The sequence below is a fragment of the Marivivens marinus genome, from assembly GCF_035969385.1.
In the GTDB taxonomy this organism is placed as follows: domain Bacteria; phylum Pseudomonadota; class Alphaproteobacteria; order Rhodobacterales; family Rhodobacteraceae; genus SELP01.
Genome location: NZ_JAYKKJ010000002.1, coordinates 68,396 through 84,234, shown reverse-complemented (window position 1 = coordinate 84,234; position 15,839 = coordinate 68,396). Strand labels below are relative to the sequence as shown.

At 59.6% G+C, this 15,839-nt stretch carries 16 protein-coding genes; 8 read left to right on the top strand and 8 right to left on the bottom strand.

Annotated features, from left to right (window positions below; all coding sequences use genetic code 11):
• Positions 1 to 4 precede the first annotated feature (4 nt).
• Positions 5 to 1,432, top strand: a complete 1,428-nt coding sequence (locus U3648_RS03030; RefSeq protein WP_420857771.1) for a sulfotransferase family 2 domain-containing protein — start codon at positions 5 to 7, stop codon at positions 1,430 to 1,432.
• Between the two features lie 100 nt (positions 1,433 to 1,532).
• Here U3648_RS03030 and U3648_RS03025 read toward each other — a convergent pair whose 3' ends face one another.
• The 8 genes from U3648_RS03025 to U3648_RS02990 all read right to left on the bottom strand — a co-directional run bounded on the left by U3648_RS03025 (position 1,533) and on the right by U3648_RS02990 (position 7,274).
• Entirely contained in the window at positions 1,533 to 1,997 is a 465-nt protein-coding gene (locus U3648_RS03025; protein WP_420857770.1) for a PTS sugar transporter subunit IIA, read from the bottom strand.
• A 33-nt stretch (positions 1,998 to 2,030) separates the two neighbouring features.
• Entirely contained in the window at positions 2,031 to 2,600 is a 570-nt protein-coding gene (gene hpf, locus U3648_RS03020; protein ID WP_420857769.1) for a ribosome hibernation-promoting factor, HPF/YfiA family, read from the bottom strand.
• A 230-nt stretch (positions 2,601 to 2,830) separates the two neighbouring features.
• On the bottom strand, positions 2,831 to 3,592 hold the full coding sequence (gene lptB / locus U3648_RS03015) for an LPS export ABC transporter ATP-binding protein (RefSeq protein WP_420857768.1): 762 nt from the start codon (positions 3,590 to 3,592) through the stop codon (positions 2,831 to 2,833).
• 3 nt (positions 3,593 to 3,595) lie between these two features.
• Complete coding sequence (gene lptA, locus U3648_RS03010; protein WP_420857767.1) at positions 3,596 to 4,090, bottom strand: lipopolysaccharide transport periplasmic protein LptA; 495 nt, start codon at positions 4,088 to 4,090, stop codon at positions 3,596 to 3,598.
• 12 nt (positions 4,091 to 4,102) lie between these two features.
• Positions 4,103 to 4,702, bottom strand: coding sequence for a hypothetical protein (locus U3648_RS03005; RefSeq protein ID WP_420857766.1), 600 nt, complete (start codon positions 4,700 to 4,702; stop codon positions 4,103 to 4,105).
• Positions 4,703 to 4,705: 3 nt separating this feature from the next.
• Positions 4,706 to 5,674 (bottom strand): KpsF/GutQ family sugar-phosphate isomerase, encoded by a 969-nt coding sequence (locus U3648_RS03000; protein ID WP_420857765.1) that lies wholly within the window; start codon positions 5,672 to 5,674, stop codon positions 4,706 to 4,708.
• Between the two features lie 6 nt (positions 5,675 to 5,680).
• The gene (locus tag U3648_RS02995; protein WP_420857764.1) at positions 5,681 to 6,292 is read right to left on the bottom strand and encodes a ribonuclease D; all 612 of its coding nucleotides are present in this window, start codon (positions 6,290 to 6,292) and stop codon (positions 5,681 to 5,683) included.
• Between the two features lie 58 nt (positions 6,293 to 6,350).
• Complete coding sequence (locus U3648_RS02990) at positions 6,351 to 7,274, bottom strand: hydrogen peroxide-inducible genes activator (RefSeq protein WP_420857763.1); 924 nt, start codon at positions 7,272 to 7,274, stop codon at positions 6,351 to 6,353.
• A 150-nt stretch (positions 7,275 to 7,424) separates the two neighbouring features.
• Here U3648_RS02990 and katG point away from each other — a divergent pair, with 150 nt between their 5' ends.
• The 7 genes from katG (at position 7,425) to U3648_RS02955 (ending at position 15,728) form a co-directional block, all read left to right on the top strand.
• A complete protein-coding gene (katG, locus tag U3648_RS02985) occupies positions 7,425 to 9,590 on the top strand; it encodes a catalase/peroxidase HPI (protein WP_420857762.1) in 2,166 nt (721 codons plus the stop codon).
• 118 nt (positions 9,591 to 9,708) lie between these two features.
• The gene (locus U3648_RS02980) at positions 9,709 to 10,302 is read left to right on the top strand and encodes a DUF6931 family protein (protein ID WP_420857761.1); all 594 of its coding nucleotides are present in this window, start codon (positions 9,709 to 9,711) and stop codon (positions 10,300 to 10,302) included.
• Positions 10,303 to 10,338: 36 nt separating this feature from the next.
• Positions 10,339 to 11,544 carry a type VI secretion system-associated FHA domain protein TagH gene (gene tagH, locus U3648_RS02975; RefSeq protein ID WP_420857760.1) on the top strand — a complete coding sequence of 402 codons (1,206 nt, stop codon included), beginning with the start codon at positions 10,339 to 10,341 and terminating at the stop codon, positions 11,542 to 11,544.
• 125 nt (positions 11,545 to 11,669) lie between these two features.
• The gene (locus U3648_RS02970) at positions 11,670 to 13,025 is read left to right on the top strand and encodes a type VI secretion system protein TssA (protein ID WP_420857759.1); all 1,356 of its coding nucleotides are present in this window, start codon (positions 11,670 to 11,672) and stop codon (positions 13,023 to 13,025) included.
• 92 nt (positions 13,026 to 13,117) lie between these two features.
• Positions 13,118 to 13,642 carry a type VI secretion system contractile sheath small subunit gene (gene tssB, locus U3648_RS02965; RefSeq protein ID WP_420857758.1) on the top strand — a complete coding sequence of 175 codons (525 nt, stop codon included), beginning with the start codon at positions 13,118 to 13,120 and terminating at the stop codon, positions 13,640 to 13,642.
• A 36-nt stretch (positions 13,643 to 13,678) separates the two neighbouring features.
• Complete coding sequence (gene tssC / locus U3648_RS02960; protein ID WP_420857757.1) at positions 13,679 to 15,172, top strand: type VI secretion system contractile sheath large subunit; 1,494 nt, start codon at positions 13,679 to 13,681, stop codon at positions 15,170 to 15,172.
• A 64-nt stretch (positions 15,173 to 15,236) separates the two neighbouring features.
• The gene (locus U3648_RS02955) at positions 15,237 to 15,728 is read left to right on the top strand and encodes an Hcp family type VI secretion system effector (RefSeq protein WP_129682314.1); all 492 of its coding nucleotides are present in this window, start codon (positions 15,237 to 15,239) and stop codon (positions 15,726 to 15,728) included.
• Positions 15,729 to 15,839 lie beyond the last annotated feature (111 nt).

Below are 15,839 nucleotides of genomic sequence, written 5' to 3'. Positions count from 1 at the left end.
TCCGATGTCTCAGTTCGACTATTTCATCGTCTTTGCCGAAATGCGGACAGGGTCAAATTTCCTGGAGGCGAACATCAACGCGTTCGACGGGCTCGAATGCCATGGAGAGGCGTTCAACCCGCATTTCATCGGTTATCCGAACCGAACAGAGATTCTTGGCGTGACCCAAGCCATGCGCGAGGCGGACCCCCAGCGCCTGATCGAGGCCATCAAAACCCAAAGCAAAGGGTTGGGGGGATTTCGGTTCTTCAACGATCACGATCCCCGCGTTCTGGACACCGCATTACAAGATCGACGCTGTGCCAAGATCATCCTGACCCGCAACCCGGTGGACAGCTATGTAAGTCGGAAAATCGCACAGGCTACCGATCAGTGGAAGCTGACGAACGTCAAGAATGCGCGAACCGAGAAGGTCAGTTTCAATCACGCCGAGTTTGAAACTCATCTCCAGGCGCTTCAAGATTTTCAGGTTCTGTTGCTCAATGCCCTGCAAACAACCGGCCAGACAGCATTCTATGTTTCCTACGAGGACCTTCAGGACATCGAGGTGATGAACGGACTTGCCGCATTCCTAGGCTGTCCGAACCGAATTGATGCGCTGGACAAGAAACTCAAGAAACAAAATCCGGCGCCGCACTCCGAGAAGGTGAAGAATTTCGACGAGATGGAAACGGCGCTTGCGCGGTTAGACCGGTTCGATCTGTCCCGCACGCCGAACTTTGAACCGCGCCGGGCCCCGGTCGTGCCCAGCTATGTTGCGGCCCCGACGACCCCACTCCTCTACCTGCCTGTTCGCTCTGGTCCCGAGGCGGCGGTGCACAATTGGCTTGCACGGCTCGACAACCTCGACGAAGAGCAACTCATTCGCGGGTTTACCCAAAAATCGTTGCGCCAGTGGAGGCGTCAGAACAAAGGGCATCGGAGCTTTACCGTCGTTCGGCATCCATTGGCCCGGGCACATGCCGCGTTCTGCGACCTGATCCTGCCGACCGGACCGGGCACTTATCCCGAAATCCGCAAGACCCTTCGCCAGGTGTTTTCGGTGCCGCTGCCCGACGGCGATCCCGGCCCCGACTATGACAGGGTTGCCCATCGCAAAGCCTTTCAGGGCTTTCTGACATTCCTCAAGGCAAATCTGGGATCACAGACAAGCATTCGTGTCGACCCGCATTGGGCCAGTCAAAGCTCTGTCATACAGGGATTCGGTTACTTCGCGTCGCCAGACCTGATCGTTCGCGAAGACAGGATGCGGATCGATCTGGCCTATTTGGCCCTGACAGTCGGGCGCGATGATGCGCCGGACATGACAGGCAAAACCGATCCGCACGCGCCACGACTGTCCGAGATTTACGACGAAGACCTAGAGGCCCTGGCGGCAGAGGTCTATCAGCGCGACTATATGGTGTTCGGTTTTCGGCCTTGGGCAAGCTAGAGCGTGTCGCGCTCTTTCAGATTCATGCGGCACACCCCAAGCGATTGAATTCGAATGACCGGGAAGCGCAAAACCGGTCCCCGATCTTGCGCGACATGCTCTAGGCGGCCTGCGTCGTTTCCGATTCCGTCAAGATCGTGTGCAGGGTCGAGGGGTCAGAGTTCGCCCGCAATTTTGCGCAGATCGACGAATTGCGCATTGTCCGGGACACAAGCGCCAGCGCCTTGAGGTGGTCAACGCCCGCCGATGCCGGGGCGAAGAGCGCGAAAACCAGATCAACGGGCTGACGGTCGACCGAGTCGAAATCGAGCGGCTTTTCAACCCGAAGAAACAGGCCAGATACCCGGTCGATTCCTTCAAGCCGGGCATGCGGCAACGCGATACCCTGCCCGACACCTGTCGGGCCAAGGGCTTCGCGCTCCAGCAGGGCTTCGACCACGCGGGTCGCGTCCAGCCCATAGCAGGATTCGGCAAGTTCACCGAGGTCGTGGAACAGTCGCTTCTTGCTGGACGCCGCACCGACAATGCGGACGCCCTCGGCCGAAAGGATCTCGGAAAGTTGCATAGAACCTGCCTTCTGGGCCAGAAGGTGGCGACCCTAGGTCGCCGGATCAATCCAGCCGATGTTTCCGTCGTCCCGACGATAGACCACATTGATCCCGCCGGATTTCTCGTTACGGAAAACCTGAACCGGGCTATGGGCCAGCTCCATCTGCATCACGGCCTCGCCGACCGAAAGCGCGGGGATGCGCGTTTCAGTCTCGGCGATGATCATGGCATTGACGCTGTCCGGCTCGGCCTCGTCGCTGTCTTCCGATGCGGCGAGGATATATGAGGCGCCACCGGAAAGTTCAACCGGTTGCGAACGTTCCTTGTGATGATCTTTCAACCTGCGCTTGTATCGGCGCAGCTGTTTATCCATCTTCTCCAGCGCCGAATCGAAAGCGGCATAGATCTCGTGGGCGCTACCCTTTGCCTGACAGGTCAGGCCTGTGGACAGATGAACGATTGCTTCGCAATTCAGCTCGCTTCCGGATTTCGAGAAGACCACGGACGCTTCGGTCGGTCGCCCGGCGTACTTTTCCACCGTTGCGCCAAGTTCATCCTGCACGTGGGTTTGCAGGGCCTCACCGATGTCAATCTGCTTGCCGCTGATCTGATACCGCATCGCTTCTCCTCTTCTTTCTTGGTGCGCCCAACAGGTATTCCCCCTGTTTTGGGGTTAAGTCAGGCGCGGGGGGATAATGATAACGATCGGGTTTCCTTGGGTTTTAATGCACTCCACGGGCAAAAGCGCCCGACCGGAAAGGCAATGGGAAACCTGGACTATCATCCCCTCCATTTGGCGACAGGAGGTCGGCGGTTGTCAATGAGTCTCTGGTGAGAATGCGGAGGATTTCAGCCGACCCGGAAGCTGTTCCCGAGATAAACACGCCGAACATTGTCGTCCTTGACGACCTCTTCGGTGGTGCCGCTCATCAGGACTTTGCCGTCATGGAGAATATAGGCCCGGTCCACGATTTGGAGTGTTTCCTGCACGTTGTGGTCGGTGATCAGGACACCAATGCCGCGAGTTTTGAGGTCGGACACCAAATGACGAATTTCCCCCACGGCAATCGGGTCGACACCTGCGAAGGGTTCGTCGAGAAGCACGTATTTCGGACCCGCCGCAAGGCAGCGGGCGATCTCGGCCCGGCGTCGTTCACCGCCGGACAGGGCGAGCGCCGGCGCCCGGCGCAGGTGTTCGATCGAAAATTCTGAGAGCAGTTCTTCCAGTCGTTCGCGCCGCGCCGAGCGGTCAGGTTCGGCAATCTCGAGGATAGACAGGATGTTGTCTTCGACGCTAAGCCCACGGAAAATCGACATTTCCTGCGGAAGATAGCCAATCCCCAACTTGGCCCGGCGATACATCGGCAGCGTTGTCACGTCCCGGCCGTCCACCACAACGCGACCGCCTTCGGGCGTGACAAGCCCGGCGATGGAATAGAAACAGGTGGTCTTGCCTGATCCGTTTGGCCCAAGCAGCGCTACGACCTCTCCGCGTGCCAGTTCAAGGCTGACATTCCGAATCACCAACCGCTTTCGATAGCTTTTGCGCAGGTTTTCCACCCGGAGGCCGGCGGCCCCATCGGTGACGGAGAGTTCAGGAGTTTCGGCCATGGTTCAGTTGCCGCCGTTCTGCTGCTGAAAGACGGTGCGCACCCGCCCGTCCATCCGGGCTGTGCCGTTGGTCAGGTCAACGACCATACGTTCCGCCGCAAGTGCGCTGGCACCTTGGGTCAAAAGAACATTGCCCGTCAGGACAAGTTGACCGTTCTCTATGTCATAGTCTGCGTTTTCGGCTTCGGCGGCCTCTGTCGCGGTGACGAAAGTTACCCCTCCAGAAGCGACAAGTCGTGCGATCTGGCCGGTGTTTTCCCCATAGACCACCCGAACCTCGGCCGCTGAAATGCGCACGTCGCCCTGACCGATCGTCACGTTGCCGGAAAAGATTGCGGTGCCACTTTCCTGGTCGACGCTCAGGCTTTCGGCGGTCACTTCAACTGGGGCCGTCGGGTCGGCGTTTATGCCACCAAGGGTGACGTTCGTTCCCTGCGCCATCGCTTGTGTCGACAAAAGCAGGGCAAACACCATCGCAGCCAACCGAAGAACCGACATTTCATACATCCCCTATTTCTCGGGCTGGTATACCAGCCGGACGCCTTGGTTGAAAAGCATTTGAAGCCCATCCCCATTGGCGCTGCGGCTGACAACGAGATGACCGGCAGTCATTTCGCCGAATGGGGCGCGCACCTCCAGTGGTCCGAGACTTTCAAGCAGTCCATCGTCGATCTGCGCCCGCAACCCCCGCGTTTCCATCATGTAGCCGTCGGTCGACGCAACGCGCGCCAACCCTTCGATCAGTGCGACACGTGTCTCGCTGTCAAAGCTTGCGACACCGGCGGTCACATTCACCCCAAGTCCCTTGCGGCTTTCGACCGACAGGCGAATATCATCAATCGCGACAATATGGGACTGGTCAGGCAGGGGGCGCGCAGAGGTGGCTGTCAAGCTGAATAAGGTGCCGTCGTCGGAAACCCCTGTGAAATCCGGGCTCGACAGCCTGTTTTCCCGGGCAATCTCCTCGACCTCGGCAAATGGAATCGTCCCATTGCCCCCACGCCCCTGCGCGAACAGGAATAGCGTGGAGAAAAGTGCAATCGCGGCCAGTGGCAGGATGATCTTCAGCCAGCCGACAAACTGGCTGTAGCGATTGACCTCTCCGCGCACCGGTTACACCACACCGACTCGAAGACAGTCGTGAATGTGCAGGATGCCAGCGACCCGCCGCGATCCATCCGGATCGACCACGAACAGGCAGGTGATCTTGCGGTCGTTCATGATCGCCACTGCGTCTTGTGCGAGCGAGTCCGGGCCTATTGTCCGAGGGGATTTCGTCATGACCTCGCCCGCGGTATGGTCAAGGAGGCCCGACATGTGACGGCGTAGGTCTCCGTCAGTGACAATTCCGGCAAGCTGGCCATCGTCATCAAGAACTCCAACCACGCCAAAGCCCTTTTGGCTGATCGTCAGCAGCGTGTCGCTCATGGGGGTGTGGAGCCCGACAAGCGGAACCGCATCGCCCGCGTGCATTAGATCACGGACACGGGACAGCTGTGCGCCAAGCTTGCCGCCGGGATGGAAATCCCGGAAATGTTCGGCGGTAAACTCGCGGTGCTGCATCAATGCGACGGCAAGCGCATCGCCCATTGCAAGGGTCAGGGTCGTGGAAATCGTCGGAACGACTCCTTCGCCGCAGGCCTCGCCAAGCGCGGGGATAAGAAGTTTGACGTCCGAATGGGACATCAACGTGCTGTCCGGCCGACTGGATAACCCGATCAGCGGGATACCAAACCGCCGCGCAAATGCGATGAGATTGGCAAGTTCCGGCGCTTCGCCGGAATTGGAAATCGCCAGAACGACATCCGCTTTGGTGACCATGCCAAGGTCGCCATGGCTGGCCTCGGACGGGTGAACGAATTGCGCGGGCGTGCCGGTGCTGGCCAATGTCGCGGCGATTTTGCGCCCGATGTGCCCCGATTTGCCGATGCCGGAAACGATCACGCGGCCGGTTGCGGCTAGGATGGTCTCGATCGCCTCGACAAACCCATCGCCAAGCGTGACCGCCATGGTATCCAGCGCGCGCGCTTCGTCGCCGATCACCTGACGGGCGGTATCGAGGAGTTTTGACCGATCCAACATGGGCACCTAATGCGCAAAGATGTCGATTTCGGGCCAGCCGGTGATATCCAGCTTGGCGCGGGTCGGCAGGAAGTCGAAACAGGCCTGCGCCAGGTCGGTCCGATTTTCACGGGCGAGGCGTTTGTCCAATTCAGCCTTGAGCCGGTGCAAATACAGAACGTCCGAGGCCGCATATTCCAGCTGCGCATCGGTCAGCGTCGCGGCGCCCCAGTCGCTTTGTTGTTGCTGTTTTGAAATGTCGATCCCGACCAGATCCTGAAGTAGATATTTCAGCCCGTGCCTGTCGGTGAAAGTGCGCACCATCTTCGACGCAATCTTGGTGCAGTAGACCGGCGCGGTCGTGGCCCCGAATGTGTTGTAGAGCGCGGCGATGTCGAAGCGTCCGAAATGGAACAGCTTCAGCACATTGGGGTCTTCCAGCATCCGGACAAGATTGGGTGCCTCGGTCTGCCGGATGGAGACCTGAACGAGGTGGCAGTTGCCGTCGCCGCCCGACATCTGGATCAGGCACAGCCGGTCCCGGTGCGGGTTCAGCCCCATGGTTTCGCAATCAATGGCGACGACCGGGCCAAGGTCGAGCCCGTCGGGCAGATCGTTCTGATAAAGGTGGTTCGCCATGCCTCGTCCTTTGGCCGGTCTGCGGTTGGGTCGGTGATACGGGCTATCCCGGTTGAACTCAACTCACCTTGGTGGAATGGGCGGCGGTCCGCATGTCCTCGGCAGAGGTGCGGACCAAGGCTGCGATATCGTGCAGTTGCGGACCCATCGGATTCGACCGCCGCCAGATCATCCCGACGGTCCGGCGGGGGCGCGGGGTGTTGAACTGCGCGACCGAAACAGCGGCTGACCGGGTTTCAACCGGAACGGCCATTTCCGGGATCAAGGTGACGCCGATCCCGGCGCCCACCATCTGAACGAGTGTCGACAGCGAACTGCCATCCAAACCGTCGCGGGGCAGGGAAGATTGAACATTGCAAAAGGCCAGCGCCTGGTCGCGGAAGCAATGCCCTTCTTCCAGCAGCAAAAGCCGCATCCGGCGCAGGGTCTCGCCGTCGGGTACTGGTTGGTCGGCCTCCGCTTCTGGTCGGACCAGCACAAAGCTTTCGTCGAACAGCGGCACCTCCTTGAAGCTGGGTTCGTTGACCGGAAGCGCAAGAATAGCCGCGTCCAAAGCTCCGTCCTCCAGTTCACGCACAAGTCGCGGAGTCAGCGTTTCGCGAATGTGCAGGTCAAGGCCGGGGTAGCTGCGGCCCAGGTTCCCGATAAGCGTCGGCAGCATGTAGGGGGCGATCGTCGGGATGATGCCGATGTTCAGCCGCCCGGCCACGCCACCCCGCGCCGCACGGGCCAAATCGCTCAGTTCATCCACCGACCGAAGGATGTCCCGGACACGCCCCAGAAACTCTTCCCCCAAAGGGGTCAGGGATACCTTGCGCGGCTGACGTTCGAATAGGGGGCTTCCAAGCTCGGTCTCAAGCTCTCGTATCTGAACGGACAAGGCGGGTTGCGAGACAGATACAGCCGAGGCTGCGTGCCCGAAATGCCCATGCCGGGCGACGGATTCGAAATAGCGTAGCTGTCGAAGCGTGATGTTTGCCATAGGGAAAAATTATTGCACCAATTGAAAAATGCAACTTAATCATATCGACTTGTGTTGATAGCCATTGCACCACAAATGAAATGGCTGGCGCGGATTCATCCCGCGCTGTGGTCCTATCAACCACTCAAATTACAATGATCGGAGGATATCATGGACGGAAATAATGCCGGCAAGTGCCCGGTGATGCACGGCGCGATCACGACTGGCGAGGCGAGCGTCACCGATTGGTGGCCCAAGACCCTGAACCTGGACATCCTTCACCAGCACGACAGCAAGACCAACCCGATGGGAGCAGGGTTCAACTATCGCGATGCGGTCAAATCGCTCGACGTTGAAGCGCTCAAGAAAGACATGGTTGCGCTGCTAACTGACAGCCAGGATTGGTGGCCGGCGGATTGGGGCCACTACGGCGGCCTGATGATCCGTCTCGCGTGGCATTCGGCGGGGTCTTACCGCCTTGCCGACGGGCGGGGCGGCGGTGGTGCCGGGAACATCCGTTTCGCACCCCTCAACAGCTGGCCGGACAACGGCAACCTGGACAAGGCGCGCCGCCTGCTTTGGCCGCTGAAGAAGAAATACGGGAACAAGATCAGCTGGGCCGACCTGATCCTGCTGGCGGGAACGATGGCCTATGAATCGATGGGCCTGAAAACCTTTGGGTTCTCCTTCGGTCGCGAAGATATCTGGCACCCGGAAAAAGATACCTATTGGGGTGCGGAACGCGAATGGCTTGCCCCGAGCGAAAACCGCTACGACAACCTTGACGATCCGTCGACGCTGGAAAACCCGCTGGCCGCGGTCCACATGGGCCTGATCTATGTGAACCCCGAGGGCGTGAACGGAAAGCCCGATCCGCTGAAGACCGCCGCACAGGTGCGCGAAACCTTTGCCCGCATGGCGATGAACGACGAAGAAACCGCGGCCCTGACCTGCGGTGGCCACACCGTCGGCAAGGCGCACGGCAATGGCGATGCCGGGGCGCTGGGCGCCGAGCCGGAAGGCGCCGAGATCGAGAACCAGGGCTTTGGCTGGATCAACCCGAACATGGGTGGCAAGGCATCGAACGCGGTAACCTCGGGCATCGAAGGGGCATGGACCACCAACCCGACCAAATGGGACATGGGCTATCTGGAACTGCTGTTCGGCTATGACTGGGAACTGACAAAATCGCCCGCCGGAGCCAACCAGTGGAAGCCGGTCAACATCAAGGAAGAGCATCTGCCCGCCGACCCGTCGGACCCGTCGAAGAAGGCGATGCTGGTCATGACCGACGCTGACATGGCGATGAAAATGGACCCGACCTACCGCGCGATCTGCGAAAAGTTCCTCGCTGATCCGGCCTATTTTGCCGATACTTTTGCCCGCGCCTGGTTCAAGCTGACCCACCGCGACCTTGGCCCGAAAACCCGTTACATCGGGCCGGACGCGCCGCAGGAAGACCTGATCTGGCAGGATCCGATCCCGGCGGGGTCCACCGGCTATGACGTCGATGCCGTCAAGGCGAAGATCGCCGCCTCTGGCCTGTCGGTCGCCGATATGGTGTCGACCGCATGGGACAGCGCCCGCACTTTCCGCCAGTCCGACCTGCGCGGTGGGGCCAATGGCGCCCGGATCCGGCTTGCCCCGCAGAAGGATTGGGAAGGCAACGAACCTGACCGCCTTTCCCGTGTCCTTTCGGTTCTGGAACCGATTGCTGCGGAAACCGGTGCCTCTGTCGCGGACGTGATCGTTCTGGCTGGGAACGTGGGCGTCGAGCAGGCCGCGAAAGCAGCCGGGTTCGATGTGACGGTGCCCTTTGCACCGGGCCGGGGTGACGCGAGCGAAGACATGACCGATGCAGCGGCTTTCGAGGTGCTGGAGCCGAAGGCGGACGGGTTCCGCAATTGGCTCAAGGCTGACTATGCTGTGACGGCGGAAGAACTGTTGCTCGACCGGGCGCAGCTCTTGGGTCTGACGGCATCGGAAATGACCGTTCTGATCGGCGGGATGCGCGCCATGGGAACCAACCACGGTGGTTCCAAGTATGGGGTCTTTACCGACCGGGCCGGCGTGTTGACCAACGATTTCTTCGTGAACCTAACCGACATGAACTATCGTTGGGTTCCCGTCGAAAACGGGGTCTATGAAATCCGTGACCGGAAAACCGATGCGGTGAAGTTCACGGCGTCGCGCGTTGATCTTGTGTTCGGGTCCAACTCGATCCTGCGGGCCTATGCCGAGGTTTACGCCCAGGATGACAACGCCGAGAAGTTCGTGGCTGATTTCGTGGCCACCTGGATCAAGGTCATGAATGCAGACCGTTTCGACCTGAACTAGGGTCGATTCAGACTAGTTTGGCGCGGGGCGGATCGGTTTTGCCGGTCCGCCCTTCGTCATTTTCGCGGCGATGCGCAAAATTCGTTGACCGGGCGGCAATCGCCGGGGATTGTAAGGTATGGAAGGGGACACGACCATCGACGACAGCGAAAAGACACGTCCGCCCGTGACGGCGCTGCGCTATGCGTCGCCATCCGAGCTCTATGCCAATTTCCCTCAGTTGCGGGAAATGACCCAGTTGCGTCCGCGCGATGACGAGGACGGGATGGACTTTCTTCACCGCCTCTACGAATCGCAGACACCGGAAGAAGCGATTACCTTCACCGCTTTTGCTGCCCGCCCGAAAATGTCCGTCTGGTGGGGCTATGAATGCTTGCGAAACCTGCGCGCCGATTTCAGCAGCCACGACCGAGAGCTTCTTGAAAAGATCGCGCGCTGGTCGACCAATGGCGATACGGACGTCCGTTACGATATTATGCGCACCGCCCTGTTCGCGGAGAAACGCACGGCCGCAGTGGTCCTTGGGCTTGCGGCAGGATGGGCCGGACCCCAGATTGCGCCGAATGATCCGACGCCAGTTCCGGCGCAGCGGACCCCCCGCGCGGTCAATTCCGCTGTGCTGTCGGCACTGGCGCAGTGCAACCTTGCCAACCGCCCGCATCACCTTGCGAAACTTCTTACTCTGGCGGAATCATTGTTCAGGGCCTACTAAGTCAGGGTTCTGCAACAAAACTATTGAAATGCCGCAATGACCCTGACCCTGCGAATCGAGAATTTCGACGTCCTCGACCATGGAGGCCCGACCAGCATCGTTCTGGATCGCAAGGGCGCTGATATCGGACGCGGCAAAGGGATGGACTGGGTTCTTCCAGATCCGGGACGGCACATTTCCAGCCGCCATTTCACCGTGGCGTTTCGGGGTGGCGCCTATTTTCTTACTGATACGTCCACGAACGGGACCTTCGTTCAGGGCAGCAGCCACCGGATTCAGGGTGAACACCAGATCAAGACCGGCGACCGATTCACCGTGGGTCACTACGTGATCGCCGCCGATGTCCGCACCGCTGCTCCGGTTCAGCAGCCGACCACGCCGACCCAGTCGCCGTCGATGCTGCAGACCCCGCCGGGGATGCAGGCGCCTGCACCCGCATCGGCACCTGCTGTGGACGATAATGACCCCTGGGATTTCGGCGGACCGGCAGAGCCGATCAATCCGTTGCCGCAGCGATCCAACCCGCATCACCTTGACGATGTCGCGCAGGATTTCGTGCCGTCTGTGCCGATGCCCAATCCCGAGGCCGCTTCGGTTCCGCCGCACGGCTTCCAGCCGTCGCCCTTCCAGCAGCCGCAGGCCCCGGCCCCAGCCCCGGTCGCCGGTGGGGATGCAATCTTGCGGGCGTTTTGTGAAGGGGCGGGGTTGAACGCAGCCGACTATCAGGGTGTGGACGTGGAAAGCCTTGTCCGGGATCTTGGTGCCGTGGTACGCGGGTCCTCTGACGAAATCATGACCATGTTGAAGGATCGCGCCGCAGTAAAGCAGTTCACCAAAGGTGGTGAACGGACCATGCGCAGCGCCACGGGAAACAACCCTATGAAATTCCTTCCTGATTCCCAGCAGGCGCTTGAAACCATGTTTCTCAAGCACCGGGACGGGTTCATGAAGGGCCCGGACGGGTTTTCCAATGCGCTGCGCGATGTGCGTCGTCACCAGTCGGCGGTCTTTGCCGCCTTGCAACCCGCTTTGGCCTCGCTTTTGTCCGGATTGTCCCCTGACGAGATCGAAGACAGCGCCGGATCGGGTATTCTTGGCGGGGCAAGCAAGGGCAAATTCTGGGAGACCTATGTCGAACGTTGGGATGCCAAGGCCGAGGCCGGAGAGAACGGCCTGCTGGATGCTTTCCTGACGGCCTTTGCCAAATCCTATGCCGCTGCGGCGGGCAAGGCGGACGACTGAATGCAGGGGTGAGGCATTCCTTACCTTTTGCATCAATGACTTGACCGGACAATCAATCCGCTTAACCATGGGTCACAAAGCAGCCGGAGCGGGAAACGCACGGATGGCCTATGGGGGGCGAAGACATGAGTTTTGATTGGGCGCTGGAGCCGGTTTCGGACGACGAACCGTGCGGCCCCAACCTTGACACTTCGGACGATGAGGAATTCGTCGAATATTATTTCGATGCGTTGGGGCGTATTCCCGACCGCTATGTCACGCCGGGTATGGAGACTGAAAAGGGGCGCCGGACCGAAGACCGGATTTTTGACCCCAAGTCCATCGACATCAAGACCGAAGCGAAACAGATCAACGGCCTGCTTCAGCGCAGTCGCGATATTCGGCTTCTGACGCTGCTGGCACAATTTGAATGCCTTGCCGGGCGGATCGAGCCGATGGCAGATGCCGTCGAAACCATCGCCGATCTTCTGAAGGCATTTGGAGACGTGGTTCATCCGGCGATCGAGGGCGATCCGGGCGAACGGCGCGATGCGCTGACCGAACTTGCCCAGCCGATTTCGATTGTGACGGCCCTGCGCTATATGGGATTGACGGGCACGACCGATGTAACCCTGCGCAAGTTGCAGGTCGCGGATGGGAAATTTTCACCGAACACGGGCGAAGAAGACCTGAACGCGCAGATGCTGCGCGACACGCTCGGGTCGCCAGGCAACCGGGCCAAGGTCGATGCGGCCCATTCAGCGCTCATGCGGATGACTGATGCGCTGAACCGCATCTCATCCGCCTGCAAGGTCAGTGAATCCGCCCCATTCTCTCCGAATTTCAGTCAGACGCTGGCGGTCCTTGCCGAGATGCGCGAAGCGATCACCGCGGCCCGGCCCGATTTGCGCGGGGCCGAGGCCGACATGGCGGACGCGGACAACGGTTCCGATGCGCCGGCAGAGGTTGCCGCGGATGGTGCGGCCCCGGCGACAGCGCCGACGGGTCAGGCAGCGCCGGCCCTGCCGCCGACTGCCGTCAAATCCCATGCCGAAGCGCGGCAGGCCCTTGTCGCCTGCGAAACCTATTTCCAGACGAAAGAGCCGTCGTCGGCGGCCCTGTTGCTGGTCCGTCAGGCCCGTCAGTTGATTGGTATGCCACTTGTTGCGGCGCTTGAAACGCTATTGCCTGAAATCTGTGGCCGGGCCATCGTCGCCTTTGGTCCGCAGACCGGGTTTGCAATTCCGGCACATCGGCTGAAGTCCCTGAGCGACGACAACCTTCCGGTTCCCGAAGCGGGTGTGGACGATGCCGAAGTTGGTGATCCACCGCACATACAATCCAGCGCCGATGTGGCCACAGTCATGCGAGGGGTCGAGGATTTCTTCCGCAGTCGAGAGAAAAGCAGCCCGGTTCCGATCTTGCTCCAGCGGGCGCGGAGCTATCTCGACAAGGATTTCCAGGCCCTGGTTGACGAGTTGATTCCGCGACCAGAGGGATAGGTGTTCAAACCGCCAGGAAGGGTAGACCCGGCAAAGCCGTTGACTCACACCCCTGACAAGGCGTTCAATCAAAGAAAATTTCGGAGAGAAAAATGGCTTCAGATACTGGTTCCGGCTTCATTAAGCGCAACAGACCTCCGCGGGTCCAGATTTCCTATCAGGATCCCTATGACAGCGAAAAGATGGTCGAGCTGCCCATGGTCATGGGTGTGCTGTCGGATCTTTCGGGCAACAACCCCGGTGTCGAAAAACCGGCGGTCGAAGATCGCACTTTTGCCGACGTGACCAAGGACACGCTCGACGAATACATGGAATCAATCAAGCCGGGCGTGACGTTCATGACCCAGAACAAGCTTGACCCGAATTCCGAGGACAAGATCGGTGTGAACCTCCAGTTCAACTCGATGGATGATTTCGAACCGGCCAAGATTGCCGAACAGGTTCCGGCGCTCAACAAGCTTCTGGAGGCCCGCAAACATCTTGCGAACCTTCAGCGCTACATGGCGGCAAAGCCGAAGGCGCAGGAGCATATCAAGAAACTGCTTGCCGATCCCGAGTTGATGGCCGCGCTGGCCGAACGGGTGAAGGACGAAGATGATGGGGATGGCGAAGACTAGGTTCCAAACCGGTATTCGCAAGAAGGGATTTGACACATGGCAACTGAAGCACAACAGGAAGGCGCAGCCGCAGGCGAAGCGCTCGACGAACTTTCTGAATTCTCTGACATCCTGAAACAGACAATCAAGCCGCGCACCGAAGTCGCGGCCAAGGAAGTCGACAACGCGGTCGTCGCGCTTGTCCGCGAGGCGATGGGCGATCAGTCCGTCGTAGCGGACGACGTGATCGACACCATTGATGCGATGCTGGCCAAGCTTGATGAAAAGCTGACCGCGCAGATGAACGAAATCCTCCACCATGAGGAATTCCAGAAGATCGAATCGTCGTGGCGCGGGTTGGCCTATACGCTGAACAATTCCGAAACGGATGCGTCGCTGCGGGTGAAGGTTCTGAACGCCTCGAAGTCGGAAATGCAGGCGATGATGCGCCGCTATCCGGGGGCCAAGTGGGACAAGTCACCGCTGCATGACATGGTCTATGAACAGAACCTTGGGACGTTGGGCGGCAAGCCGTTCGGTTGCCTGATCGGCGACTACCAGTTCGATCATTCCAGTGCCGACGTGAACCTGCTCAACTCGATCAGCAAGATTGCGGAATCTGCGCTATGTCCGTTCATCTCCGCCGCTGCTCCGCAGTTGATCGGTCTGGACAGCTGGAACGAAATCGCGACGCCGCCGGACCTGTCCGAGATCTTCGAGACTCCGGAATATGCTCAGTGGAACAGCCTTCGCGACAGCGAAAACGCCCGTTTCCTTGCGCTGACCTTGCCGCGTGTTCTGGCCCGCGAACCCTATGGCCCCAACTCCAATTCGGTGGTCGAGGAGTTCAACTTCGTCGAAGAAACCGACGGCCATGGTGGTGCGAAATACGCCTGGATGAACTCGGCCCATGCGATGGCCGTGAACATCAACCGCGCGTTCAAGGAACATGGTTGGACTGTCCGCATTCGCGGTGTGAAGTCCGGCGGCGAAGTTCAGAACCTGCCGACCCATGTGTTCGATACCGGCGACGGGTCTAAGGACCTCAAGTGCCCGACCGAGGTTTCCATCACTGACCGTCGCGAAGGGGAGCTGTCCAAGGCGGGCCTGATCGGCCTGATCCACCGGCAGCACACTGACAAGGCGGCCTTTATCGGGGCGCAATCGCTGTACCGGCCGAAGAAGTACGTGGATGATGCCGCGACCGCATCCGACAATATGTCGTCGCGCATTCCCTACATGTTCGCCGTGTCCCGCTTCAGCCACTACCTGAAGGTCATGGTGCGCGACAAGATTGGTGAAACGCCGGACAAGTCGCAGCTGCAAAAGCAGTTGCAGGCGTGGATCAACAAGTATGTTACCGGCAACCCGGAGTCGGCAACGGAGCTGGAGAAGGCCAAGAAGCCGCTTGCAGCCGCAAAGGTCGAGGTGATCGAGGACGAGCTGAACCCCGGCTACTACATGGGCAAGTTCTTCCTCAAGCCGCACTTCCAGCTTGAAGGCATGGATATCGGGATGAGCCTGGTGTCCAAACTACCGCAGGGCAAATAACCATTTGAGCTAGCGAAAATTCCCGCCATAGTTGTTAGAGGCGGTTTTGAAAGGAGTATTAGGAATGGCCGACAATATTGTTCTCAAACTGGGTGATGAAATCAAAGGTGAATCGCCCATCGACGGATACGAGGACTGGATCCAGATCCACGCCTGGAGCTGGGGCGCGACCCAATCCGGCACCACCCACGAAGGTATGGGCGGTGGCGGCGGCAAGGTTTCTGTTCAGGATCTGAACGTTACCAAGTTCGTCGATGCCTCGACCCACGACCTGATCAAGCATGTCTGCAACGGCAAGCACATCCCGACCGCCGAACTGATCGTGATGAAGGCCGGTGGCGATGCGCCTGTTGTCTACTGGAAGATGGTCCTGACCGATCTGATCATCACCTCCTACCAGACGCAGGGGTCGCAGGATGGGCTGGACCGGATCTCCGAATCCATCTCGATCAACTTCGCCAAGTTCGAAGTGACCTACACCAAGCAGGAAATGGATGGATCGGCTGGTCCGGAAAGCACCGCCGGCTGGGATATCCAGAAGAACGTCGCCGTCTGATCGGACCGCGACAACGATTTTGGCGGGGCGTCCCTTGGCGATGCCCTGCCATACCATTCAAGTTTGACGGCGGGTTTGTCCGGCCTTTGCCTTTTCCCTTTGAACCGGGTG

Excerpts from the sequence above, each read along its gene's own strand:
- U3648_RS02980 (WP_420857761.1), top strand. The coding sequence starts at position 9,709 with ATGGAAGGGGACACGACCATCGACGACAGCGAAAAGACACGTCCGCCC.
- tagH (WP_420857760.1), top strand. The coding sequence starts at position 10,339 with ATGACCCTGACCCTGCGAATCGAGAATTTCGACGTCCTCGACCATGGA.
- U3648_RS03000 (WP_420857765.1), bottom strand. The coding sequence starts at position 5,674 with ATGTTGGATCGGTCAAAACTCCTCGATACCGCCCGTCAGGTGATCGGC.
- tssC (WP_420857757.1), top strand. The coding sequence starts at position 13,679 with ATGGCAACTGAAGCACAACAGGAAGGCGCAGCCGCAGGCGAAGCGCTC.
- U3648_RS02995 (WP_420857764.1), bottom strand. The coding sequence starts at position 6,292 with ATGGCGAACCACCTTTATCAGAACGATCTGCCCGACGGGCTCGACCTT.
- U3648_RS02970 (WP_420857759.1), top strand. The coding sequence starts at position 11,670 with ATGAGTTTTGATTGGGCGCTGGAGCCGGTTTCGGACGACGAACCGTGC.
- lptB (WP_420857768.1), bottom strand. The coding sequence starts at position 3,592 with ATGGCCGAAACTCCTGAACTCTCCGTCACCGATGGGGCCGCCGGCCTC.
- katG (WP_420857762.1), top strand. The coding sequence starts at position 7,425 with ATGGACGGAAATAATGCCGGCAAGTGCCCGGTGATGCACGGCGCGATC.
- U3648_RS02990 (WP_420857763.1), bottom strand. The coding sequence starts at position 7,274 with ATGGCAAACATCACGCTTCGACAGCTACGCTATTTCGAATCCGTCGCC.
- lptA (WP_420857767.1), bottom strand. The coding sequence starts at position 4,090 with ATGTCGGTTCTTCGGTTGGCTGCGATGGTGTTTGCCCTGCTTTTGTCG.
- tssB (WP_420857758.1), top strand. The coding sequence starts at position 13,118 with ATGGCTTCAGATACTGGTTCCGGCTTCATTAAGCGCAACAGACCTCCG.
- U3648_RS02955 (WP_129682314.1), top strand. The coding sequence starts at position 15,237 with ATGGCCGACAATATTGTTCTCAAACTGGGTGATGAAATCAAAGGTGAA.
- hpf (WP_420857769.1), bottom strand. The coding sequence starts at position 2,600 with ATGCGGTATCAGATCAGCGGCAAGCAGATTGACATCGGTGAGGCCCTG.
- U3648_RS03030 (WP_420857771.1), top strand. The coding sequence starts at position 5 with ATGTCTCAGTTCGACTATTTCATCGTCTTTGCCGAAATGCGGACAGGG.
- U3648_RS03025 (WP_420857770.1), bottom strand. The coding sequence starts at position 1,997 with ATGCAACTTTCCGAGATCCTTTCGGCCGAGGGCGTCCGCATTGTCGGT.